Below are 16,874 nucleotides of genomic sequence, written 5' to 3'. Positions count from 1 at the left end.
GATAAAGTGACCGATTTTTCCCAATCTGTATCAACACGTTTTTCTATCTTCACGAGGGAAATTGCAGTCATTCATGCGATGATAAATCAATTGTTTCTCCAACCTGCATGACATGAGCATTGCCGGCCTTCACTTTGGCTGCCCAGGCCTCCGGATCCTGCACAATTGGCGGGAAGGTATTATAGTGAACAGGAACAACCTTCCTGGCATTTACCCATTCAGCCGCCAGAAGCGCATCACCTGGTCCCATTGTAAAGTTATCGCCGATTGGAATAAAGGCAATATCAATATCATTTAATTCACCGTACATTTTCAAATCCGTAAACAACGCAGTATCTCCCAAGTGATAAATTGTCTTGCCATTCACCGTGAGAAGTATTCCACCGGGCATACCGCCATAAATCACTGTCCCATCCTCTTCTTTATAGGATGAACCGTGAAAAGCTTGCGTAAATTGTACTTTTCCAAAGTCAAATTCGCGGGAGCCTCCAATATGCATTGGATGTGTATTCAAACCCTTTGAGGCAAAATAATCTGCAAGCTCTGCTGTTGCTACAACTAAAGCATCATTATTCTTAGCTATTTCCACTGTATCTCCGACATGATCATTATGACCATGTGTCAGCAGAATAACATCGACCTTCTCTGTACCTGGATCTAAATCACAGGCTTCATTTCCATTGATAAACGGGTCAATAATAATGCGATGTGTTCCAGTGTCTACTTTTATTACAGAATGTCCATGAAAAGATACTTTCACAAAAAATCTCTCCTTTGACTAGTTGGATTATTATTTGATTTTATACTGTGTCTTCCCGTTATCAGCGGTTCGTATGCACCTTTTTTTAAAATTATTTATTTAATTTCTTTTTTAAGGCAGCTAATTCATCATCCACACCATTATCCTCAAGCACTTTAAATTCATCATCCAGCGTACGGGCACTCTCACTTAAGTCTTCTGAGGTTTCTGCTTCCGCTTCATATTGAAGCACTTTTTCTTCCATTCTCTCAAAACCTTGACGGGATTGATCACTGCCGATAGAAGACATGGTACGGTTCATTTTTGTTCTTGTTTTGGCAGATTCTGCACGGGCTTTCAAAGAATCCTTCTTCAATTTCATTTCCTGATATTCTTTTTTCATTTCAGATAATTTTTCTTTAAGGATTCTTACATCTTCATCCGCACGTACCCAGGAAGCTTGCAGAGAATCATACGTTTTTTCCTGCTGCTTTTTATCCTCCAAAGCTTTTCTTGCTAATTCATCATTATCTGCTTCTACTGCTTTTTCAGCTTGTTCCTGACGTTTTTCCACCATAGCCTTCGCATCGTTTGCTTTGCGTTTCAGCATTTTCTCATTTGCCATTTGCTTTGCTACAGCAGCTTCGACCTCTTCAATATCCTTGCCCATATCTCTCAAATACTGTTCTAACATTTTGACAGGATCTTCCGCCTTATCGATCATTGCATTCAGTTCTGAACTGACAATTGTTTTCATTCGGTTAAAAAATTGAAACATACAAATCCTCCTTTTAGAATAAGTAATAGTAATGTACGGTTCGTGTACAGTATGAAATACGGTTGATTTCGCAAAAAGTTTCATTTTTATCGGTTTTTTTCTTACGATCTGCTATAATTTTTTAAAGAGTACTATTCACGTGGAAAAACAGCTATATGAATCAACTAGGAGGCAAAAATAATGTCAGACAGAATTAATAATTTATTTGCCGAGCTCAAAAAACAGCAAGCAGACAGTTGTTTTATCAGCTCCAAAGCAAATGTATATTATTTAAGCGGGTACTATACAGACCCGCATGAAAGAGTAATTGGAATTGTTGTTATGGACGGCATCGATCCTATCTTTCTGCTGCCGAAAATGGAGGAGGAGGATGCAAGAAATGCCGGCTGGAAGCATTTCATTGTAGGTTATTATGATCATGAAAATCCTTGGCATTCCTTACAAGCTTTCTTAAAACAACATGAAAAAGAACCTGCTGTCATGGCAGTGGAAAAAGACCACCTGACCGTCCATCGTTATAATCAGATGCAAGAAATCTTTCCGGATGCTGCATATACAGATGCAACACCAGCCATTCAAAATCTGCGTTTAATTAAATCTAAAAAAGAGCATGATTATTTAAAAACTGCTGCAGAATTAGCGGATTTAGGCGTTAAAACAGGAGTAGAGGCTTTAAAAGAAGGCGTTTCTGAATTAGAGGTGGTTGCTGCGATTGAGCATACCTTAAAAAAACAGGGAATTCGTGAGATGTCCTTTCAAACCATGGCACTGTTCGGTGCAAAAACAGCCTCTCCTCATGGAACTCCTGATAAAACACCATTAGAGAAAAACAATTTCGTTCTTTTTGACTTGGGTGTTATTTATCAAGGCTATTGCTCGGATATTACCCGGACAGTTGCTTTTGGTCATATTACGGATGAGCAGAAACAAATATACGATACTGTACTGGAAGCACAAGAAAGAGCAATTGATGCAAGTAAGGCCGGCACAGCAGTTGGTGAGCTTGATAAAATAGCAAGAAATTATATTACAGAGCAAGGGTACGGTGAATATTTTACTCACCGGCTTGGACACGGTTTAGGAATCGAAACACATGAATATCCTTCCATGCATAGCGAAAATACATTGCCTATTGAGCCAGGGATGTGTTTTACAATTGAACCAGGTGTTTATGTGCCAAATGTTGGCGGAGTAAGAATTGAGGATATGCTGTTCACAACCAATTACATGCCATTAGAATTGACAAAATATCCAAAAACATTACAAACTATTTCTTAAAGTACCTATTTATTCTAAATAAACCATTCTAAAACCCCAGTTTCTATTAAACCGGGGTTTTTTTATCCGTTCGGCTGAACCATGATCAGCATTGCTGTCAAATAATTTCCGAGAGAATCAGTCCATTATTATTTAACTATTTTCCGAAATTTTATGTTATTTAGCAATACAGGTTTGTAACGCTTTCAAAACAGGTATATAATAAAATAGAAAGGGGAGATAAATCATGGAATATAAACATATTGTTGTCGCAGTAGATGGATCTAAAGCAGCTGAGAAGGCTTTTAGTAAGTCACTCGATATCGCAAAAAGAAATACAGCCCGATTGATTCTTGCTCACGTGGTGGACTCTCGTAATTTTTCAACAGCTGAAGCATACGACCGCTCTTTATCGGAAAGAGCAGAGACGTATGCCAAAGAATTGTTAGATGATTATGTAAAGCAAGCTGAAGCAGCTGGATTAACAGATATTGTCCGCTGTATTGAGTATGGCTCTCCTAAAGTAAAAATCGCAAAAGAAATAGCTGGTAATTTTGATGCAGATTTAATCATTTGTGGTGCAACTGGTATGAATGCGGTCGAGCGTTTCTTAATTGGCAGCGTCTCCGAAAGTATTACAAGATATGCCAGCTGTGATGTGCTTGTCATTCGTTAATTTATTGAACTTTCATCCATCCCTTGGGAGATTCCTCGTAAGGGATGGAAAATGTAATATTCTTTCTATTATACTTCAAGTTCCGATTACTTCCTAAAAATTATTAATTACTTATTCAAGCTGCATGTCTCACTATGCTATTTCTCAACAGCACCGCAATTTTGTTTCTCGGTCCCAGGTGTCCATTCATATAGACAGTCGAAAATAGAAATCTCTATAAATTTATCGGATCAGATTTTATCTAAAGAAGGTCTGCGCAAGTATGTCCGAAAAATGCGGATTGCCTTGGCAGCGCTTTGTTCTCAGTAAAAAAGACCTCTTTCTATACAAGTTTCGCATAGAAAAAAGCCTATTTTAATGATTGTTAGTAACTGAGTAACATAGGTCCTAATGATATTCCCTGAAGCTATAAACCTTGTTGTATCAACCTTTATTTACTTAACCGCAGTGTATCACGCGCAATCATCACCTCTTCATTCGTCGGGATGACCATTACTTTTACCGGAGAGTGCGGGTAGTTGATGAACTGTTCTTTTCCACGCACTTCATTTAGCTTTTGGTCCCAATAAATACCCATGAATTCCAATCCTTTTAGAATTTTTTCACGGATAGTAATACTGTTTTCTCCAATACCAGCTGTAAAAATAATAGCATCCACACCATTCATTTTCGCAGCATAGGATCCTATATATTTATGAATTCTTCCAGCAAACACATCTAAAGCCAGCTCGGCCCGGGAGTTTGTATCTGCCGCATCTTCAATATCACGTAAGTCACTGGAGAACCCGGAAAGTGCCAGCATTCCACTTTCTTTATTTAAAACATGAAGCACTTCATCTACTGTTTTACCCGTACATTGCATAATATAAGGAATTAATGCCGGATCAATATTCCCGGACCTTGTCCCCATTGTCACCCCTGCAAGTGGTGTAAAGCCCATAGAAGTATCCATCGATTTACCATCTTTAATTGCTGTAACACTAGCACCATTACCAATATGGCAGGATATTAATCGGAGACTTTCTAACGGTCTGCCCAAAAGTTCTGCCGCCCGTTCGGAAACATATTTATGAGAAGTACCATGGAAACCATATTTACGGATACCATAATCTTCATAATAATTTCTCGGCAGGCTGTAAAGATAAGATGCTTCCGGCATGGACTGATGGAATGCTGTATCAAACACAGCTACCATCGGAACATGAGGCAGAATTTCTTTGAAAGCACGAATTCCTGTTAAGTTAGCCGGATTATGCAAAGGTGCTAATTCAGATACTTCTTCAATTTTTTGAATCGCTTCGTCATCCAATAAAACAGAATCAGTAAAGTATTCCCCTCCATGAACAACACGATGTCCAACGGCATCAATTTCATCAAATGATTGAATAATTCCTGTAGAAATCAAAGCATCTAATAGCATTTTTACTGCAACACTATGATCCGGAATATCTGTTACTGTCTTATCCTCTTTGCCGCCCGTTTCAATTTTGAAAATAGATTCCGGCATGCCAATTCGTTCTACCAGACCAATTGCAGCAACTTCTTCTTCCGGCATTTTAATAAGCTGAAATTTCAAGGATGAACTTCCCGCATTAATTGCTAATACATTACTCATTTTCATTTCACTCCTATACTCTCATTTAATCCTATTTGGATAGGTTGTAAACCACAGATTGACCTGTTTGATGATATCTGCCATCGCTTGAGCATTCTTAAATGAAGGCAGCTGTACAAGCAATGGTTGTTTCGGTTCTTTAGTACCGTCCCCTTTTTTCTGGAGGACTAATACACTTTTGGCCTGATTTTTTGATTTAAAAAATGTTTCCGGTAATCGGATGACCCCAACAATATGAGCTGTTTCTTGTAAAAATGCATATAACTTGTCCGATTGATCACTATCAAATAAAAATTCCGGAATAACGCCGATAAAGAATCCGCCATCTTTTAAATATTTCAAACTCTGCTCGATAAATAAATGATGTGCGTAAGAATGCCCTTCATCCGCTTTTAATTGATATTCTGCCGCAGTCGCATCATCCGGGTAATATCCGACTGGAAGATCTGTGACAACAACATCTACAGGCTCTATCAGAAAAGGTCTTAAGCTGTCCTGATGATAGAAGCTAATTTCTCTTCTCTGCAAATTAGCATTTAATACGGCAAGCTCTATCAATGTTGGATCAACTTCTGAAGCATATGCTTTAAAAGGATTCTCCATTTGATTTAACACAGTGGTAAGCAGGTTAGCTGTGCCGCTGGCCGGGTCAAATATACTTATCTGTCTCTTGCTATCAATCAATTTATTCATCAAGTAACTGATTAAAAAACTAACCGTATCAGGAGTCAGTAAATGCTGCTGCTGTGATGCTCCCTTCATTGCTTTTAAAATGGCAAGACTTACTGCTTTGCGGTAAGGTTCTGCATCAAACACTTCTTCGTTAACAGTCTGAATCGCTTCGATAACCTTGTGTCTGGTAACATCGTCCAGCTCATCCTGTCTTCCACCATCTAAAAGGATATTTAATGATAAAACCAAGCTTTCCAGATAGGTTTCGTTTTTTGCGCTTTGAATCATTTCTGTTATGTTATCTATACATTTATATAATTTCTCGACATTTGATTGCTCCATAGCATGCCCTCCTATCCAAGCTGACAACATTCTATTTTAACAATACTTATACCAGATGTAAAAGAAATTTCATTATTTCTAAAGAAAACTTCCAAAACCAAGCATAAAAGGCGCAGGATTGCCTTAGTTAGAGTTACGATTACTCGCTCATAAGATGAGCTATTTTTATATGTAATTAATTTAAGCAGCTGCTCATTTAAAAAAAGCATGACTCAAACGCGGAATCATGCCTTTTTTATTATTATTTTGTTTTTAAATGCTCTAATACAGCATCGTAATCTGGATGGTTTGTAACTTCTGGTACATATTCTACGTAAGTAATTTCATTATTTTCATTTACAACAAAGATTGATCTGGATAATAGACGGAGTTCTTCAATTAATACCCCATAATTTTTACCAAAGTCAGCCAAGCGGTGATCAGATAATGTTACAACGTTCTCAATTCCATTTGCACCACACCAGCGTCCTTGAGCAAATGGCAAATCCATACTAACTGTTAAAACAACTGTGTTATCCAGATTAGCAGCTTCTTCATTAAAACGGCGTGTCTGCTCCGCACATACTCCTGTATCAACAGAAGGAACAACACTGATTAATTTAACCTTTCCGGCATAATCAGCAAGCGTTTTCTCAGATAGATCATTTGCAAGTACAGTAAAGTCTGGAGCATTATTTCCTACTTTTTGCTCTTCTCCTAATAAGGTGACAGGCTCTTGTTTAAATGTAACTTGTTTTGGCATGAGATTTTTCCTCCCCCATCTTTATAATTTTAATTCAATTTCTATTATGGGGCTTGTTACATAAACTGTCCAATCATAGCTATTGCTATTGTACAGCAATCTATATTTCAAAACGTGTAAGAATTGATTCTAATTCTCCCTTGTCCTTTTCAGACGCTTTGTGAGAAGTTTTTTCTTCCTCCTTCTCATCCTTATTATTGTTACGTTGCTTTTGCTCTATTCTGCTTCTTTCATCTTTTCCTTTATTTGGCTTACTTGTCCGCCGAAGCATTTCTGGCAGTAAATCAATTATTTTTTCATACAGGTGCGTATGCTGATCCATATGCACTAACTCCATATTTCCTTCTTTCAATACAAGGAAAGCAACAGGTGTGATAGAGACTCCCCCTCCACTACCGCCGCCAAACGGAATTTCATGCTCTTCAAAATCATTAGACTTTAATTCTGCCGGCATAAATTCACTGCCGCCAGCTGCAAAACCAAACCCAACCTTTGAAACGGGAATAATTACTGTTCCATCAGGAGCTTTTAAGGGGTCACCAATAATCGTATTTACTTCTACCATCTTTTGTATACTTTTCATTGCACTGGACATTAGACCTTCTATCGGATGTTCTGTCATTTTTTTACCTCCTCATTTATTTCAAGTCGCGCATGATTCCCAGAATAGTTTTTCCTAAGCGAAAGGAAATCATACATGAAAACCTGGTCTGTAAACTGCTGTTCTGAAAATCCGGCTGAACATGAATTTGCGGATTCACTAAGAACTGAAGGTGCCTGGAAAGATAGCTTACTAACCAGCCTTTCACTGCCCAAACCGTCCCGTTGGCAACAGATGTAGTAAAAGCATTTCCTGTCCCTCCTTTGGTCCACCATTTGAACTCAAGGATCTTCATTTCCTTTAACAAGAATGGAAATCGCAACTCTTTTGATAAATGCAGTCTTTTCTGTTGCAGCAGCTTAAGAAAATGAAGGTACCCTTTCTCTACTTCTGTTTGACTTGATATCCGGACTTTTTTTTGTCTTAACACACACCATTTATAAAAAAAGACAGAAATCTGTAAATCATTTCTTTCTGGAAATTGATAATTAATTTTAACAATCCATTTGCTTTGCAGGATAAATACGGAAATCAAAATACTTACAGCAATAAAAATCAACAAAATGTATAAGCTATTCATAATCAGCGCTCCTGAACGATTAAATATTATTTTTTCTATACCACTGCACTATCCAGCATAATGAAGCGGGAAGACTCTTAAAGGCACAGAAATAAGCATAAGCGGATAGAAGGGTTGGGTATGTCAACTCCGCTAACGTGAAACGTTCATCCATGTTCGATAGGTTGGAAGCCTGCTTCAAATTTCAGTAAAAAAAAGAATGGCTGGAGTATTCATTCATATTTTAAAGAGAAATACCGCTTAGAAAATGTTATGATGAAAGCAGGTACAATCTTATCTTTAAGGGCTCGCGCCCCCCAGTTTCTTTTTTGAAATAAAAGCGCGATATACATGCCCTGTCTAACAGCATTGCACCACTATCCTAGATGCAGGAAGCCCGATAGAAAAGTACAGCGCCACAATATTTTGTTTGGAGGTTATCGTATGCAAAATCGTAATAACATTTTCTTTTTTTATCACCCACGGCAGGAAGGCGAAAAAACAGATTACTTAAAGTCGCTTGCGGAGCAGAATGGTTTACATGTCGTTAATACTGCTAAAAATGCATCCATTATTGTCAGTTTTGGTGGAGATGGTACCTTTTTGCAGGCAGTACGCCAAACCGGGTTCCGTCAGGACTGTATCTATACAGGCATTACAGATGATGAACAAATTGGGCTATACTGTGATTTTAGTATAACCAGATTTGAAGAAATGATTGATGCCGTTTCAAATAACAAAATTGAAGTACGCCGTTTCCCAACAATCAAAGTACGCGTTGATGGAGAAAACCCGTTTTATTGCTTAAACGAGGTGTCCCTGCGCTCCAGCATTATTAAAACGATTGTTATCGATGTCAAAATAGACGATGAACACTTTGAAACATTTCGCGGGGATGGTATGGTTGTATCCACTCCTACCGGAAGCACAGGCTACTCCAAATCAGCACATGGAGCAGTTATAGATCCATTACTATCAAGCTTCCAGGTTTCTGAGGTAGCTTCTTTAAATAACAATAGTTATCGTACACTTGGGTCTTCTTTTATTCTGAGTCAGGAAAGGAAGCTGCAGCTGGAGGTTATTCAAGACGGCAATGATTATCCAATTATCAGTCTCGATAATGAAGCATGGCCTGTACAGCGTATTCACCATGTAGATATTGAAATGGATGAAACGCTGGTCAAAACTGTAAAATTAAAAAATAATACATTCTGGAATCGTGTTCAACGAACCTTCTTATAAGCGTATTTTCAGAAACCCGGCAATTATCTAACAGCAAATTGCCGGGTTTTAATAGTCAGGTCAGCATATAGTCTAAATTAAAAGCTGCCTCCACATATGCAGAGACAGCCAACCATTCATTTTTATTTTGTTCCACCAAATTGTTGCTCAGCCATTGTTACTAATCTTTTCGTAATTTCTCCACCAACAGATCCGTTAGCACGAGAAGTTGAGTCAGGACCAAGTTGAACACCAAATTCCTGAGCAATTTCATATTTCATTTGATCAAGTGCTTGTTGCACTCCTGGAACAACTAATTGATTTGAGTTATTGTTTGCCATGTTGTTCACCTCCTTGGTACTTATAGAATGCGCCAAGCAAGCTGAAAACATGTACATTTTTTAATGGTAATTTTTTCTTTATATATTATATTAGAAAAGATCTGTAAAATCCTGATTGAACAAAGTTTTTTCAGTTACCTTTATTGTCTCGATACCTTCGATTGCTTCTTTAATAGACGGTGTGAAGTCGTATTTTGATTCATAAAAATGCACTTTATCCCGCTTCGGTTTTGTTTTTGGAGATTTCGGTACAAAAATCGTACAGCAATCTTCATACGGTAAAATTGATGTCTCATACGTTCCGATGTCCTGCGCAATCTGAATAACCTCATCCTTATCCATTGCGATTAAAGGACGGATAATTGGATAATTGGTTACTTCATTGATCGTATGCATACTTTCCATTGTTTGACTTGCTACCTGTCCCAGGTTCTCACCGGTAGCCAGAGATAGGATGCCTTCCCGCTTACAAAGCTGTTCACTGACACGGAACATGACACGGCGCATAATCGTCATCGCATAATCATTTGGCATTTCTCTAAAAATTTCTTGCTGTAATTTTGTGAACGGGACAACATGTACTTTGATTGATTTCCCGTATTTTGTCAGCTGCTTCGCTAAATCCAATACCTTCTGTCTGGCTCGATCACTTGTAAAAGGCGGAGAATGAAAATGAATAGCTTCTAAATGCACACCTCTTTTCATTGCTAAAAATCCTGCAACGGGGCTGTCAATACCACCGGAAAGCAACAGCAGCGACTTACCGGAGGTCCCAACAGGCAAACCTCCACGACACATAATCGTTCCGCTTGTAATATAGGTTGCTTCCTTTCTTATTTCTACTTTAATTTCCAAGTCTGGCTGATGTACATCTACCGTTATTCCTTCTGTATTCGTTAATAAGTGACTGCCTAATATATGATTCATTTCGCCGGATCGTTTTGGAAAATCTTTTTTTGTACGGCGGACGCTCATTTTAAATGTTTTGACACCCGTTTCCTGCTGTAGCGCATAAAGAGCAGCTTCCTTCATTTCTTCCAGATCATTCTCTACACGGATTGCCAAACTTAGGCTATGGATGCCAAAAACATCTCTTAATTTTCCTACAATCGGTTCCGGATCATGGCCATTCAATAAGACAAACATTCTTCCTTGTGTCCGCATGACCTTTACACCAGCAAAATCTTTTACCTTTTGATGAATATTATCATGAAGCTTCAGAATAAATTGTTTCGCATTTTTTCCTTTTAACGCTAACTCTCCATAACGAATTAATATATGATCATATTGCATGTTATCTACCTCAATACCTCTTTAAATTGTTGAATTGCTTTTTTTAGTTCCTTCACAAAAATGTCCACTTCTGCTGCTGTATTCTCATAGGAAAAGCTGACCCGCAAGCCCGAGGAAGCAACCTCCTTTGATTTTCCGCAAGCAGCCAGTACATGACTTTCCGTCAGATCACGGGACGAGCAGGCTGATTTTGTGGAAATATATATTTCCTTCTCGCTTAAACTATGGATAATGACCTCTGGCTTTATACCCGGAACAGAAAAGTGAACAATATGATTGGCACCATCAAGAGGGCTATTCACTTCAATGCCCTCCATCTGGCCAAGCTCTTTCATAAGCTTATCATGCAGATTTTTTAGCACATTATCCTTCTGATTATTTTGCTTCTCTCTGATTAAACGTAATGCTTTTACAAACGAAACAGCGCCAGCCACATTCTCTGTACCTGAACGGATACCAGATTCTTGACTGCCACCATGAAGAAGCGGATATAATTTGGCTGTATGATTCACATATAGCATTCCTGTTCCGTTTAATCCATGAATTTTATGACCGGAGAAAGTACATAAATCAATACCTGTACCGGAAAGGTTTAAAGGAACCTTTCCTAATCCTTGTACAGCATCTACATGAAAAAGCACCTTAGGATACCTTTTCAAAATATTTCCAATTTCCTCAATCGGCTGTATCGAGCCAATTTCATTGTTTACTTGCATCATTGTAACAAGAATCGTATCTTTTCGAATTGCCTTTTCAACATTTGCAGCCAAAACCGTTCCATCTTCAGCTACCGGCAAATAGGTTATTTCAAAACCTATTTGCTCCAAGCTCCGGCATGTATCATGAATAGACGGATGCTCTGCCTGAGTTGTAATGATATGGTTTCCACGTGACTGATGCTCAAGAGCAACACCTTTAATTGCTGTATTATTCCCTTCTGTCCCTCCAGAAGTGAAGATAACGGTCTCCTTGGAAACACCGATTAAATCCGCTGCCTGCTGTCTTGCAGCCTCCAGAAGTTTCTCCACCTGACCGCCCAGAGGATGTATAGATGAGGGATTGGCAAAGTAATTGGCTGATACTTTCGCAAAGCTTTCAATTACTTCCGGATCTGGTTTTGTTGTAGCACTGTTATCAAAATATATCAAGATGGCCACCTTCTTTTTTTAACTTGGTTAGGACTCGGGCTGAGGCTGAGACTGCGATTACCCACCCCGCCAAAGAGCTTTTACGATTACCCGTCCACCTTATTTCATCGATTAAGTACGGTCACACTAAGTCGCAGGTGCCGATATCAGGTCATCGTACTTTATTCTTTCGGTTCTTTCTTAAAGTATCACAAAAATGTAAGGCTGACCTAAGTTAAGTGTTTCATTCTTAGTGACAGCCTTCATTTTATAGTTCTTATGGTATAATAACTCAAAACCTGTACTTATACAAAGCAAGTAACTTCCCATTTTTAAAGTTGTTTTTACTTGTTTCTTTCAGGTTGAACCGACTCTATTTTCTTTAAGGAACCAGGTTCAACCTCCTCAACTGCATTCGCAGCATGCTCTAAAGAAAGCTCATATTCAAAATTACGGAATAAGCGCTCTGCTTCTTTCAATTTTTTATCCAGCTCCGAATTTTTGCTTCTATAGCGGTTTGCATATTGAATCACCTGCTCGGTTAAATATGCTTGATCCAACATCATATCTACCTGCTCATAAGCTTGCTCAATCGAGCTTTTTGCTTCTGTCAAAGCATGCTGCACATTGCTTATATCCAATGGATAGGTTTCTAATGCTTCCATTACCTTATTATTTTTTTGTACTGCTGTTTCAAAACGAGTCCAAATATAACTTGGCACTCCCGGTAGATTACTTTTTTTCAGCTTTCTATTCAATTCTGTAAGCTGTCCACGCATTTCTATCAGCTTATCTCTTGCTTCCAGCTCATCTTTCCGTAAGTTTGCAATAGACTTTTTAAAGGATTCATGCTCTTCTTCCAGCTCTTCCATCTTTTTAAATCCTTCTTCAATACCTTTTTTTAATTCAGAATGCGATTGCTTATCATCTTCCATGCTTTGCTGTAATGCTTCTACATGCTTTTTCAAATCATTAATCGCTTTACCCATGGTTTTAAAACGTTCCATATCATCATCTTCTACGTAATAAGCTTTTTGAATTTCTTCTATTTCTAACCTCGAAGCTTCATACGTAGCACTTATTTGTTGTACAGAATCTTCATACTCAGGTGTTTGCTGCTCAATATAATTTTTAGCTATCGCTTCACCTTCCAGAGCTTCATACATTTCCAAAATGCGTGTCTCCATTTGCTGCAGCTGCTGCTCAACATCTGTTATATCTGCAGTCTCAAGCTGAGATTCCATGTCCTTCAATTGTTCCTGATATGTAATAATTTCTTTTTCAAAGCCTAAGTGCTTAATCCGATATCCATCTTCCCGCATTTCTTTCATTCCGGCAGAAAGATTTGTTAACTGGGATGGCAGCTCCTGTTTCACTTGCTTGAGCAAGTCAGGAAAAGTTTCCAGCTTATTTTCTACCATTTCTGTGCTTTCCTTTAATTCTTGGATGCTTTCATTTGCTTTTAAATAATCCCCATCTTCTACAAAAGCATCATACTGGCCCAGCATCAATTCTAACGCATCAATTTCTTTATCAAATTCCTTTTCTGCCTTTCCATATTGGTATCTGGATTGGGAAAGCATGCTTCTTAACCCTTTTATTCTCGGTTTTAACTCCTCCGCACCGCCACGTCCAGTCTCTTCTGCACGAAGCAATTCCTCTAGCTCTGCAATAATTTCCTGAATTTCCTCTTCAATTTTTTCCAGATGATTTTCTGCTTCATTTAAAATATTCTTTGCCTTTGGAACAAGAAAACGATCCGCAGCTTCCTCCGCATCCATCAAATATGTTTCCACATCAGGCAAGGATTTTGTTACGATTTTTTCCCATTCTTCTTTCCATTCTTCAAATTTCTCTAACGTTTCACCAGAAAGGTTTAATGCTTTAATTTGTCCAATCTGCTTTGCAACATCCCTATCGGTAATATCTAATTTCCATTTTTCTATACGGTCTACTTGATCATAAACACGTTTTCTTATAATTAAAGCAACTGTCAAACATACAATAATCGCTAAAATAATCCCTACTACGACAGCCATACTTTGCCTCCCAACCAATAAACATCTATATAAATATATCCATAACTATAAAAATTACAATAATATATCCTTTATAATATCACGTATTCCGTCCTTTTGGCTAAAGAAAATACATTTTTCTTACTGATTCAACAACTTTTTATCATTATACAAAGAAAAATGAACACTTTTCAAAAAAAGCACCGAAAACATTTCATATCATATATATCCCAAAAATCCCCACATTCAGATTCAAGCACTAAAAGCACGGAGCTAATATGTGAAGCTTATTCACCGCTGACTCTTCACTTATTTTTTCTTTCCATACTGATATTCGTGTTAAACTCAATCCATTTCTGTATACTTTTGGTATATTTTTTAACGAACTGCTCATGAGCATATTCACCTACAATTTGATCTTTCCAATCTGAAAGTAAAATATAAGGTGTTATCAGCATTCCCTTCAGCTGCATAAACAGATACCTCTTCTCATCCTGGCCAATACTGCCTCCAATGGTTTCCTGAAATAATTCCTTCAAATAATAATTTTCTTTGGCTAAATATGTAACAGTCATTTCTCTGACGAACACAGAATCAAGAGATAATTCGCGTTGAATAAAACAAGTTAATTGATGATGCATTTGTTTATAATGTATAATTGTAAAAATTAATTCATTTAACCGACAAATAGCTGAGTCACCTTCTGTTTTTTCAAGTGATTCTTCTATTTTCTCTAAGTATGCTTCATAGTAATTAGTTACTGCATATTCTAAAAGACCTTGTTTCCCTTTAAAATAATAGCTAATTAAGGAAACATTTACAGAAGCACGATCAGCAATATCACGTACGGATGTACCATGAAATCCTTTTTGAAAGAATAGAGAGGAAGCAGCATCAACTACTTTTTGCTTTGTTACGTTATTTTTCATCCTACATTCAACTCCTTACTCTATTCATACGACATAAAAGGGAATAAATCCTTTAATCAATTATCGACAAAAATAGCGACATGTCGTAATTTGTCACGTTTTTCGTAAACGATCACTACTTTATTTTCAGGAGGTAATAAACATGTTTCAACAGCTTGATTATTCCGGAGAAAAAACAAAAGACTATGAGCTTCTTATCAAACAGTTAGATGCTCTATCCACAGGAGAAACAAATCGAATCGCATTACTGGCAAATGCTTCCGCACTTCTAAACCAATTTTTACATGAAGTAAACTGGGTCGGGTTTTACTTAATAGAAGATAAAGAACTGGTGCTTGGCCCCTTTCAAGGACTCCCGGCATGTATTCGAATTCCTTTTGGAAAAGGAGTTTGCGGAACTGCTGTTTCAGAGAATAAAACACAGCGTATAGCCGACGTTCATCAATTCCCTGGTCATATTGCCTGTGATGGAGCATCAAAATCTGAAATTGTCATACCTGTCTCCATTAATAATAAAATAATCGGTGTTTTAGATATTGATAGTCCAATTCATGACAGATTTGATGCGATTGATCAAGATTGCTTAGAAAAATTTGTTGCGCAGCTTGAGAAGCATTTATAATCATTCTTTGTATAATCCATACAACCTTCAATATATTCATTATAACGGATACGAGCGCATAATAAATTATTTTGCTTTTAAAACATCCTCTTTTAGAAGAAAAAATAGCATTTCTGTTTAAAATGCTATTTTTTCTTCTATTTTCCGTTGACAGGTGTACATGTAAATTATATACTAGAGTTTGTGTAAAATAATAAGGTGGCCTAAGTGAGTCGACGCTTGGACTCATTTTGTTCCTTTATAAGCTTATAAAGGTGTATCGTGTAACTCTCTGCTACTGGAGCGATGGTACATGAAAACAAAATGAACAACGAAACGATCACACGCGTTTTATTTTATACAAATAAAACATAAAGGAGGAAATGTCCTATGTCACGTTATACTGGATCAGTATGGAAGAAATCACGTCGTCTTGGCATTTCATTAACTGGAACTGGTAAGGAATTAGATAAACGCCCTTACGCTCCTGGTCAACATGGACCGAACCAAAGAAAGAAAATCTCTGAATACGGCTTGCAAATGCAAGAGAAGCAAAAATTACGCTTCATGTACGGATTGAACGAACGTCAATTCCGCAACCTATTCAATAAAGCTGGCAAAATGAAAGGTATCCATGGTGAGAACTTCATGATTCTTCTTGAATCTCGTCTTGATAACCTTGTTTACCGTCTTGGTCTTGCCCGTACGCGCAGACAAGCACGTCAGCTGGTTAACCATGGTCACGTTACAGTGGATGGTGCTCGTGTAGATATCCCATCTTACTCTGTAAAGCCGGGTCAAACAATCGGTCTTCGTGAAAGATCACAAAAGCTGGATATCGTTACAGAAGCTATCGAAGTAAATAACTTCGTACCGGAATATACTACTTTTGATGCAGAGAAAAAAGAAGGTACGTATGCTCGCTTCCCTGAACGTTCTGAGCTTCCAGCTGAGATTAACGAACAGCTTATTGTTGAATTCTACTCTCGTTAATCGGGATGAACGGAATTTAAACATAAGAAAAGCCTTGAAAATGTTGTTAAATCAATGTTTCAAGGCTTTTTTCTTTTGTTATACTTTAAAGATTAAAATGAACCGCCCTTTTTACAACGCTTAGAACATCTGCTGTTTTTTATCAAAAGGTATTGTTGCCCTTTAATTAAAAATAAAATTTTAAAGCCAATAACATCAAATAGCCATTGACTTTACAGCACATATTACAAACACATTTCCGTTTAACTCCTTTTTGAAATCCTATCTGCCAGACTTTTTCATATCAGCTCTCATTTACAAATTCCCCCAACAACAGCATAGGTTCATTTTTCTGTTAATTTTTCCCATTACATCACAACTCTGACTCTAA

The 16,874-nt window shown here is 37.6% G+C and carries 17 protein-coding genes; 5 read left to right on the top strand and 12 right to left on the bottom strand.

The window, feature by feature from the left end; all coding sequences use genetic code 11:
* Positions 1 to 67: 67 nt before the first annotated feature.
* Together FLK20_RS14675 and FLK20_RS14670 are read right to left on the bottom strand one after the other, a co-directional pair.
* Positions 68 to 760 (bottom strand): metal-dependent hydrolase, encoded by a 693-nt coding sequence (locus tag FLK20_RS14675; RefSeq protein WP_152657345.1) that lies wholly within the window; start codon positions 758 to 760, stop codon positions 68 to 70.
* Between the two features lie 91 nt (positions 761 to 851).
* A complete protein-coding gene (locus FLK20_RS14670; protein WP_152657344.1) occupies positions 852 to 1,517 on the bottom strand; it encodes a PspA/IM30 family protein in 666 nt (221 codons plus the stop codon).
* Positions 1,518 to 1,697: 180 nt separating this feature from the next.
* On the opposite strand from FLK20_RS14670, the gene FLK20_RS14665 reads away from it, so the two are divergent.
* Both FLK20_RS14665 and FLK20_RS14660 read left to right on the top strand, forming a co-directional pair.
* Positions 1,698 to 2,795 (top strand): M24 family metallopeptidase, encoded by a 1,098-nt coding sequence (locus FLK20_RS14665; RefSeq protein ID WP_152657343.1) that lies wholly within the window; start codon positions 1,698 to 1,700, stop codon positions 2,793 to 2,795.
* A 226-nt stretch (positions 2,796 to 3,021) separates the two neighbouring features.
* Entirely contained in the window at positions 3,022 to 3,450 is a 429-nt protein-coding gene (locus FLK20_RS14660) for a universal stress protein (protein ID WP_152657342.1), read from the top strand.
* A gap of 430 nt (positions 3,451 to 3,880) precedes the next feature.
* Here the strand turns inward: FLK20_RS14660 and FLK20_RS14655 are convergent, their stop codons facing one another.
* From FLK20_RS14655 to FLK20_RS14635, 5 genes are all read right to left on the bottom strand, one after another.
* Entirely contained in the window at positions 3,881 to 5,065 is a 1,185-nt protein-coding gene (locus FLK20_RS14655; protein ID WP_152657341.1) for an acetate kinase, read from the bottom strand.
* A gap of 21 nt (positions 5,066 to 5,086) precedes the next feature.
* On the bottom strand, positions 5,087 to 6,079 hold the full coding sequence (locus FLK20_RS14650) for a class I SAM-dependent methyltransferase (protein ID WP_152657340.1): 993 nt from the start codon (positions 6,077 to 6,079) through the stop codon (positions 5,087 to 5,089).
* A 241-nt stretch (positions 6,080 to 6,320) separates the two neighbouring features.
* On the bottom strand, positions 6,321 to 6,821 hold the full coding sequence (gene tpx, locus FLK20_RS14645) for a thiol peroxidase (protein ID WP_152657339.1): 501 nt from the start codon (positions 6,819 to 6,821) through the stop codon (positions 6,321 to 6,323).
* 100 nt (positions 6,822 to 6,921) lie between these two features.
* On the bottom strand, positions 6,922 to 7,443 hold the full coding sequence (gene ytfJ / locus FLK20_RS14640; protein ID WP_152657338.1) for a GerW family sporulation protein: 522 nt from the start codon (positions 7,441 to 7,443) through the stop codon (positions 6,922 to 6,924).
* Positions 7,444 to 7,459: 16 nt separating this feature from the next.
* Entirely contained in the window at positions 7,460 to 8,002 is a 543-nt protein-coding gene (locus tag FLK20_RS14635; protein ID WP_152657337.1) for a DUF2953 domain-containing protein, read from the bottom strand.
* 423 nt (positions 8,003 to 8,425) lie between these two features.
* Here FLK20_RS14635 and FLK20_RS14630 point away from each other — a divergent pair, with 423 nt between their 5' ends.
* The gene (locus tag FLK20_RS14630; protein WP_152657336.1) at positions 8,426 to 9,223 is read left to right on the top strand and encodes an NAD kinase; all 798 of its coding nucleotides are present in this window, start codon (positions 8,426 to 8,428) and stop codon (positions 9,221 to 9,223) included.
* 122 nt (positions 9,224 to 9,345) lie between these two features.
* Here the strand turns inward: FLK20_RS14630 and FLK20_RS14625 are convergent, their stop codons facing one another.
* The 5 genes from FLK20_RS14625 to refZ all read right to left on the bottom strand — a co-directional run bounded on the left by FLK20_RS14625 (position 9,346) and on the right by refZ (position 14,910).
* Positions 9,346 to 9,543 (bottom strand): alpha/beta-type small acid-soluble spore protein, encoded by a 198-nt coding sequence (locus FLK20_RS14625; protein WP_040979745.1) that lies wholly within the window; start codon positions 9,541 to 9,543, stop codon positions 9,346 to 9,348.
* A gap of 90 nt (positions 9,544 to 9,633) precedes the next feature.
* Entirely contained in the window at positions 9,634 to 10,836 is a 1,203-nt protein-coding gene (gene thiI, locus FLK20_RS14620) for a tRNA uracil 4-sulfurtransferase ThiI (RefSeq protein ID WP_152657335.1), read from the bottom strand.
* A gap of 5 nt (positions 10,837 to 10,841) precedes the next feature.
* The gene (locus FLK20_RS14615; protein ID WP_152657334.1) at positions 10,842 to 11,984 is read right to left on the bottom strand and encodes a cysteine desulfurase family protein; all 1,143 of its coding nucleotides are present in this window, start codon (positions 11,982 to 11,984) and stop codon (positions 10,842 to 10,844) included.
* A gap of 323 nt (positions 11,985 to 12,307) precedes the next feature.
* On the bottom strand, positions 12,308 to 14,002 hold the full coding sequence (ezrA, locus tag FLK20_RS14610; protein ID WP_152657333.1) for a septation ring formation regulator EzrA: 1,695 nt from the start codon (positions 14,000 to 14,002) through the stop codon (positions 12,308 to 12,310).
* 284 nt (positions 14,003 to 14,286) lie between these two features.
* The gene (gene refZ / locus FLK20_RS14605; protein ID WP_152657332.1) at positions 14,287 to 14,910 is read right to left on the bottom strand and encodes a forespore capture DNA-binding protein RefZ; all 624 of its coding nucleotides are present in this window, start codon (positions 14,908 to 14,910) and stop codon (positions 14,287 to 14,289) included.
* Positions 14,911 to 15,052: 142 nt separating this feature from the next.
* Here refZ and FLK20_RS14600 point away from each other — a divergent pair, with 142 nt between their 5' ends.
* Both FLK20_RS14600 and rpsD read left to right on the top strand, forming a co-directional pair.
* Entirely contained in the window at positions 15,053 to 15,532 is a 480-nt protein-coding gene (locus tag FLK20_RS14600) for a GAF domain-containing protein (RefSeq protein WP_152657331.1), read from the top strand.
* Positions 15,533 to 15,901: 369 nt separating this feature from the next.
* Entirely contained in the window at positions 15,902 to 16,504 is a 603-nt protein-coding gene (gene rpsD, locus FLK20_RS14595; RefSeq protein WP_152657330.1) for a 30S ribosomal protein S4, read from the top strand.
* Positions 16,505 to 16,874 lie beyond the last annotated feature (370 nt).

The sequence above is a fragment of the Oceanobacillus sp. CFH 90083 genome (genome assembly GCF_009389585.1).
Classification (GTDB): Bacteria; Bacillota; Bacilli; order Bacillales; family Amphibacillaceae; genus Oceanobacillus.
The sequence above is the reverse complement of the archived record's forward strand: the minus strand, read 5'-3'. Positions and strand labels throughout refer to the sequence as shown.

Excerpts from the sequence above, each read along its gene's own strand:
- rpsD (WP_152657330.1), top strand. The coding sequence starts at position 15,902 with ATGTCACGTTATACTGGATCAGTATGGAAGAAATCACGTCGTCTTGGC.
- FLK20_RS14655 (WP_152657341.1), bottom strand. The coding sequence starts at position 5,065 with ATGAGTAATGTATTAGCAATTAATGCGGGAAGTTCATCCTTGAAATTT.
- ezrA (WP_152657333.1), bottom strand. The coding sequence starts at position 14,002 with ATGGCTGTCGTAGTAGGGATTATTTTAGCGATTATTGTATGTTTGACA.
- FLK20_RS14660 (WP_152657342.1), top strand. The coding sequence starts at position 3,022 with ATGGAATATAAACATATTGTTGTCGCAGTAGATGGATCTAAAGCAGCT.
- FLK20_RS14670 (WP_152657344.1), bottom strand. The coding sequence starts at position 1,517 with ATGTTTCAATTTTTTAACCGAATGAAAACAATTGTCAGTTCAGAACTG.
- FLK20_RS14630 (WP_152657336.1), top strand. The coding sequence starts at position 8,426 with ATGCAAAATCGTAATAACATTTTCTTTTTTTATCACCCACGGCAGGAA.
- FLK20_RS14665 (WP_152657343.1), top strand. The coding sequence starts at position 1,698 with ATGTCAGACAGAATTAATAATTTATTTGCCGAGCTCAAAAAACAGCAA.
- FLK20_RS14625 (WP_040979745.1), bottom strand. The coding sequence starts at position 9,543 with ATGGCAAACAATAACTCAAATCAATTAGTTGTTCCAGGAGTGCAACAA.
- tpx (WP_152657339.1), bottom strand. The coding sequence starts at position 6,821 with ATGCCAAAACAAGTTACATTTAAACAAGAGCCTGTCACCTTATTAGGA.
- FLK20_RS14650 (WP_152657340.1), bottom strand. The coding sequence starts at position 6,079 with ATGGAGCAATCAAATGTCGAGAAATTATATAAATGTATAGATAACATA.
- ytfJ (WP_152657338.1), bottom strand. The coding sequence starts at position 7,443 with ATGACAGAACATCCGATAGAAGGTCTAATGTCCAGTGCAATGAAAAGT.
- FLK20_RS14635 (WP_152657337.1), bottom strand. The coding sequence starts at position 8,002 with ATGAATAGCTTATACATTTTGTTGATTTTTATTGCTGTAAGTATTTTG.
- FLK20_RS14600 (WP_152657331.1), top strand. The coding sequence starts at position 15,053 with ATGTTTCAACAGCTTGATTATTCCGGAGAAAAAACAAAAGACTATGAG.
- refZ (WP_152657332.1), bottom strand. The coding sequence starts at position 14,910 with ATGAAAAATAACGTAACAAAGCAAAAAGTAGTTGATGCTGCTTCCTCT.
- thiI (WP_152657335.1), bottom strand. The coding sequence starts at position 10,836 with ATGCAATATGATCATATATTAATTCGTTATGGAGAGTTAGCGTTAAAA.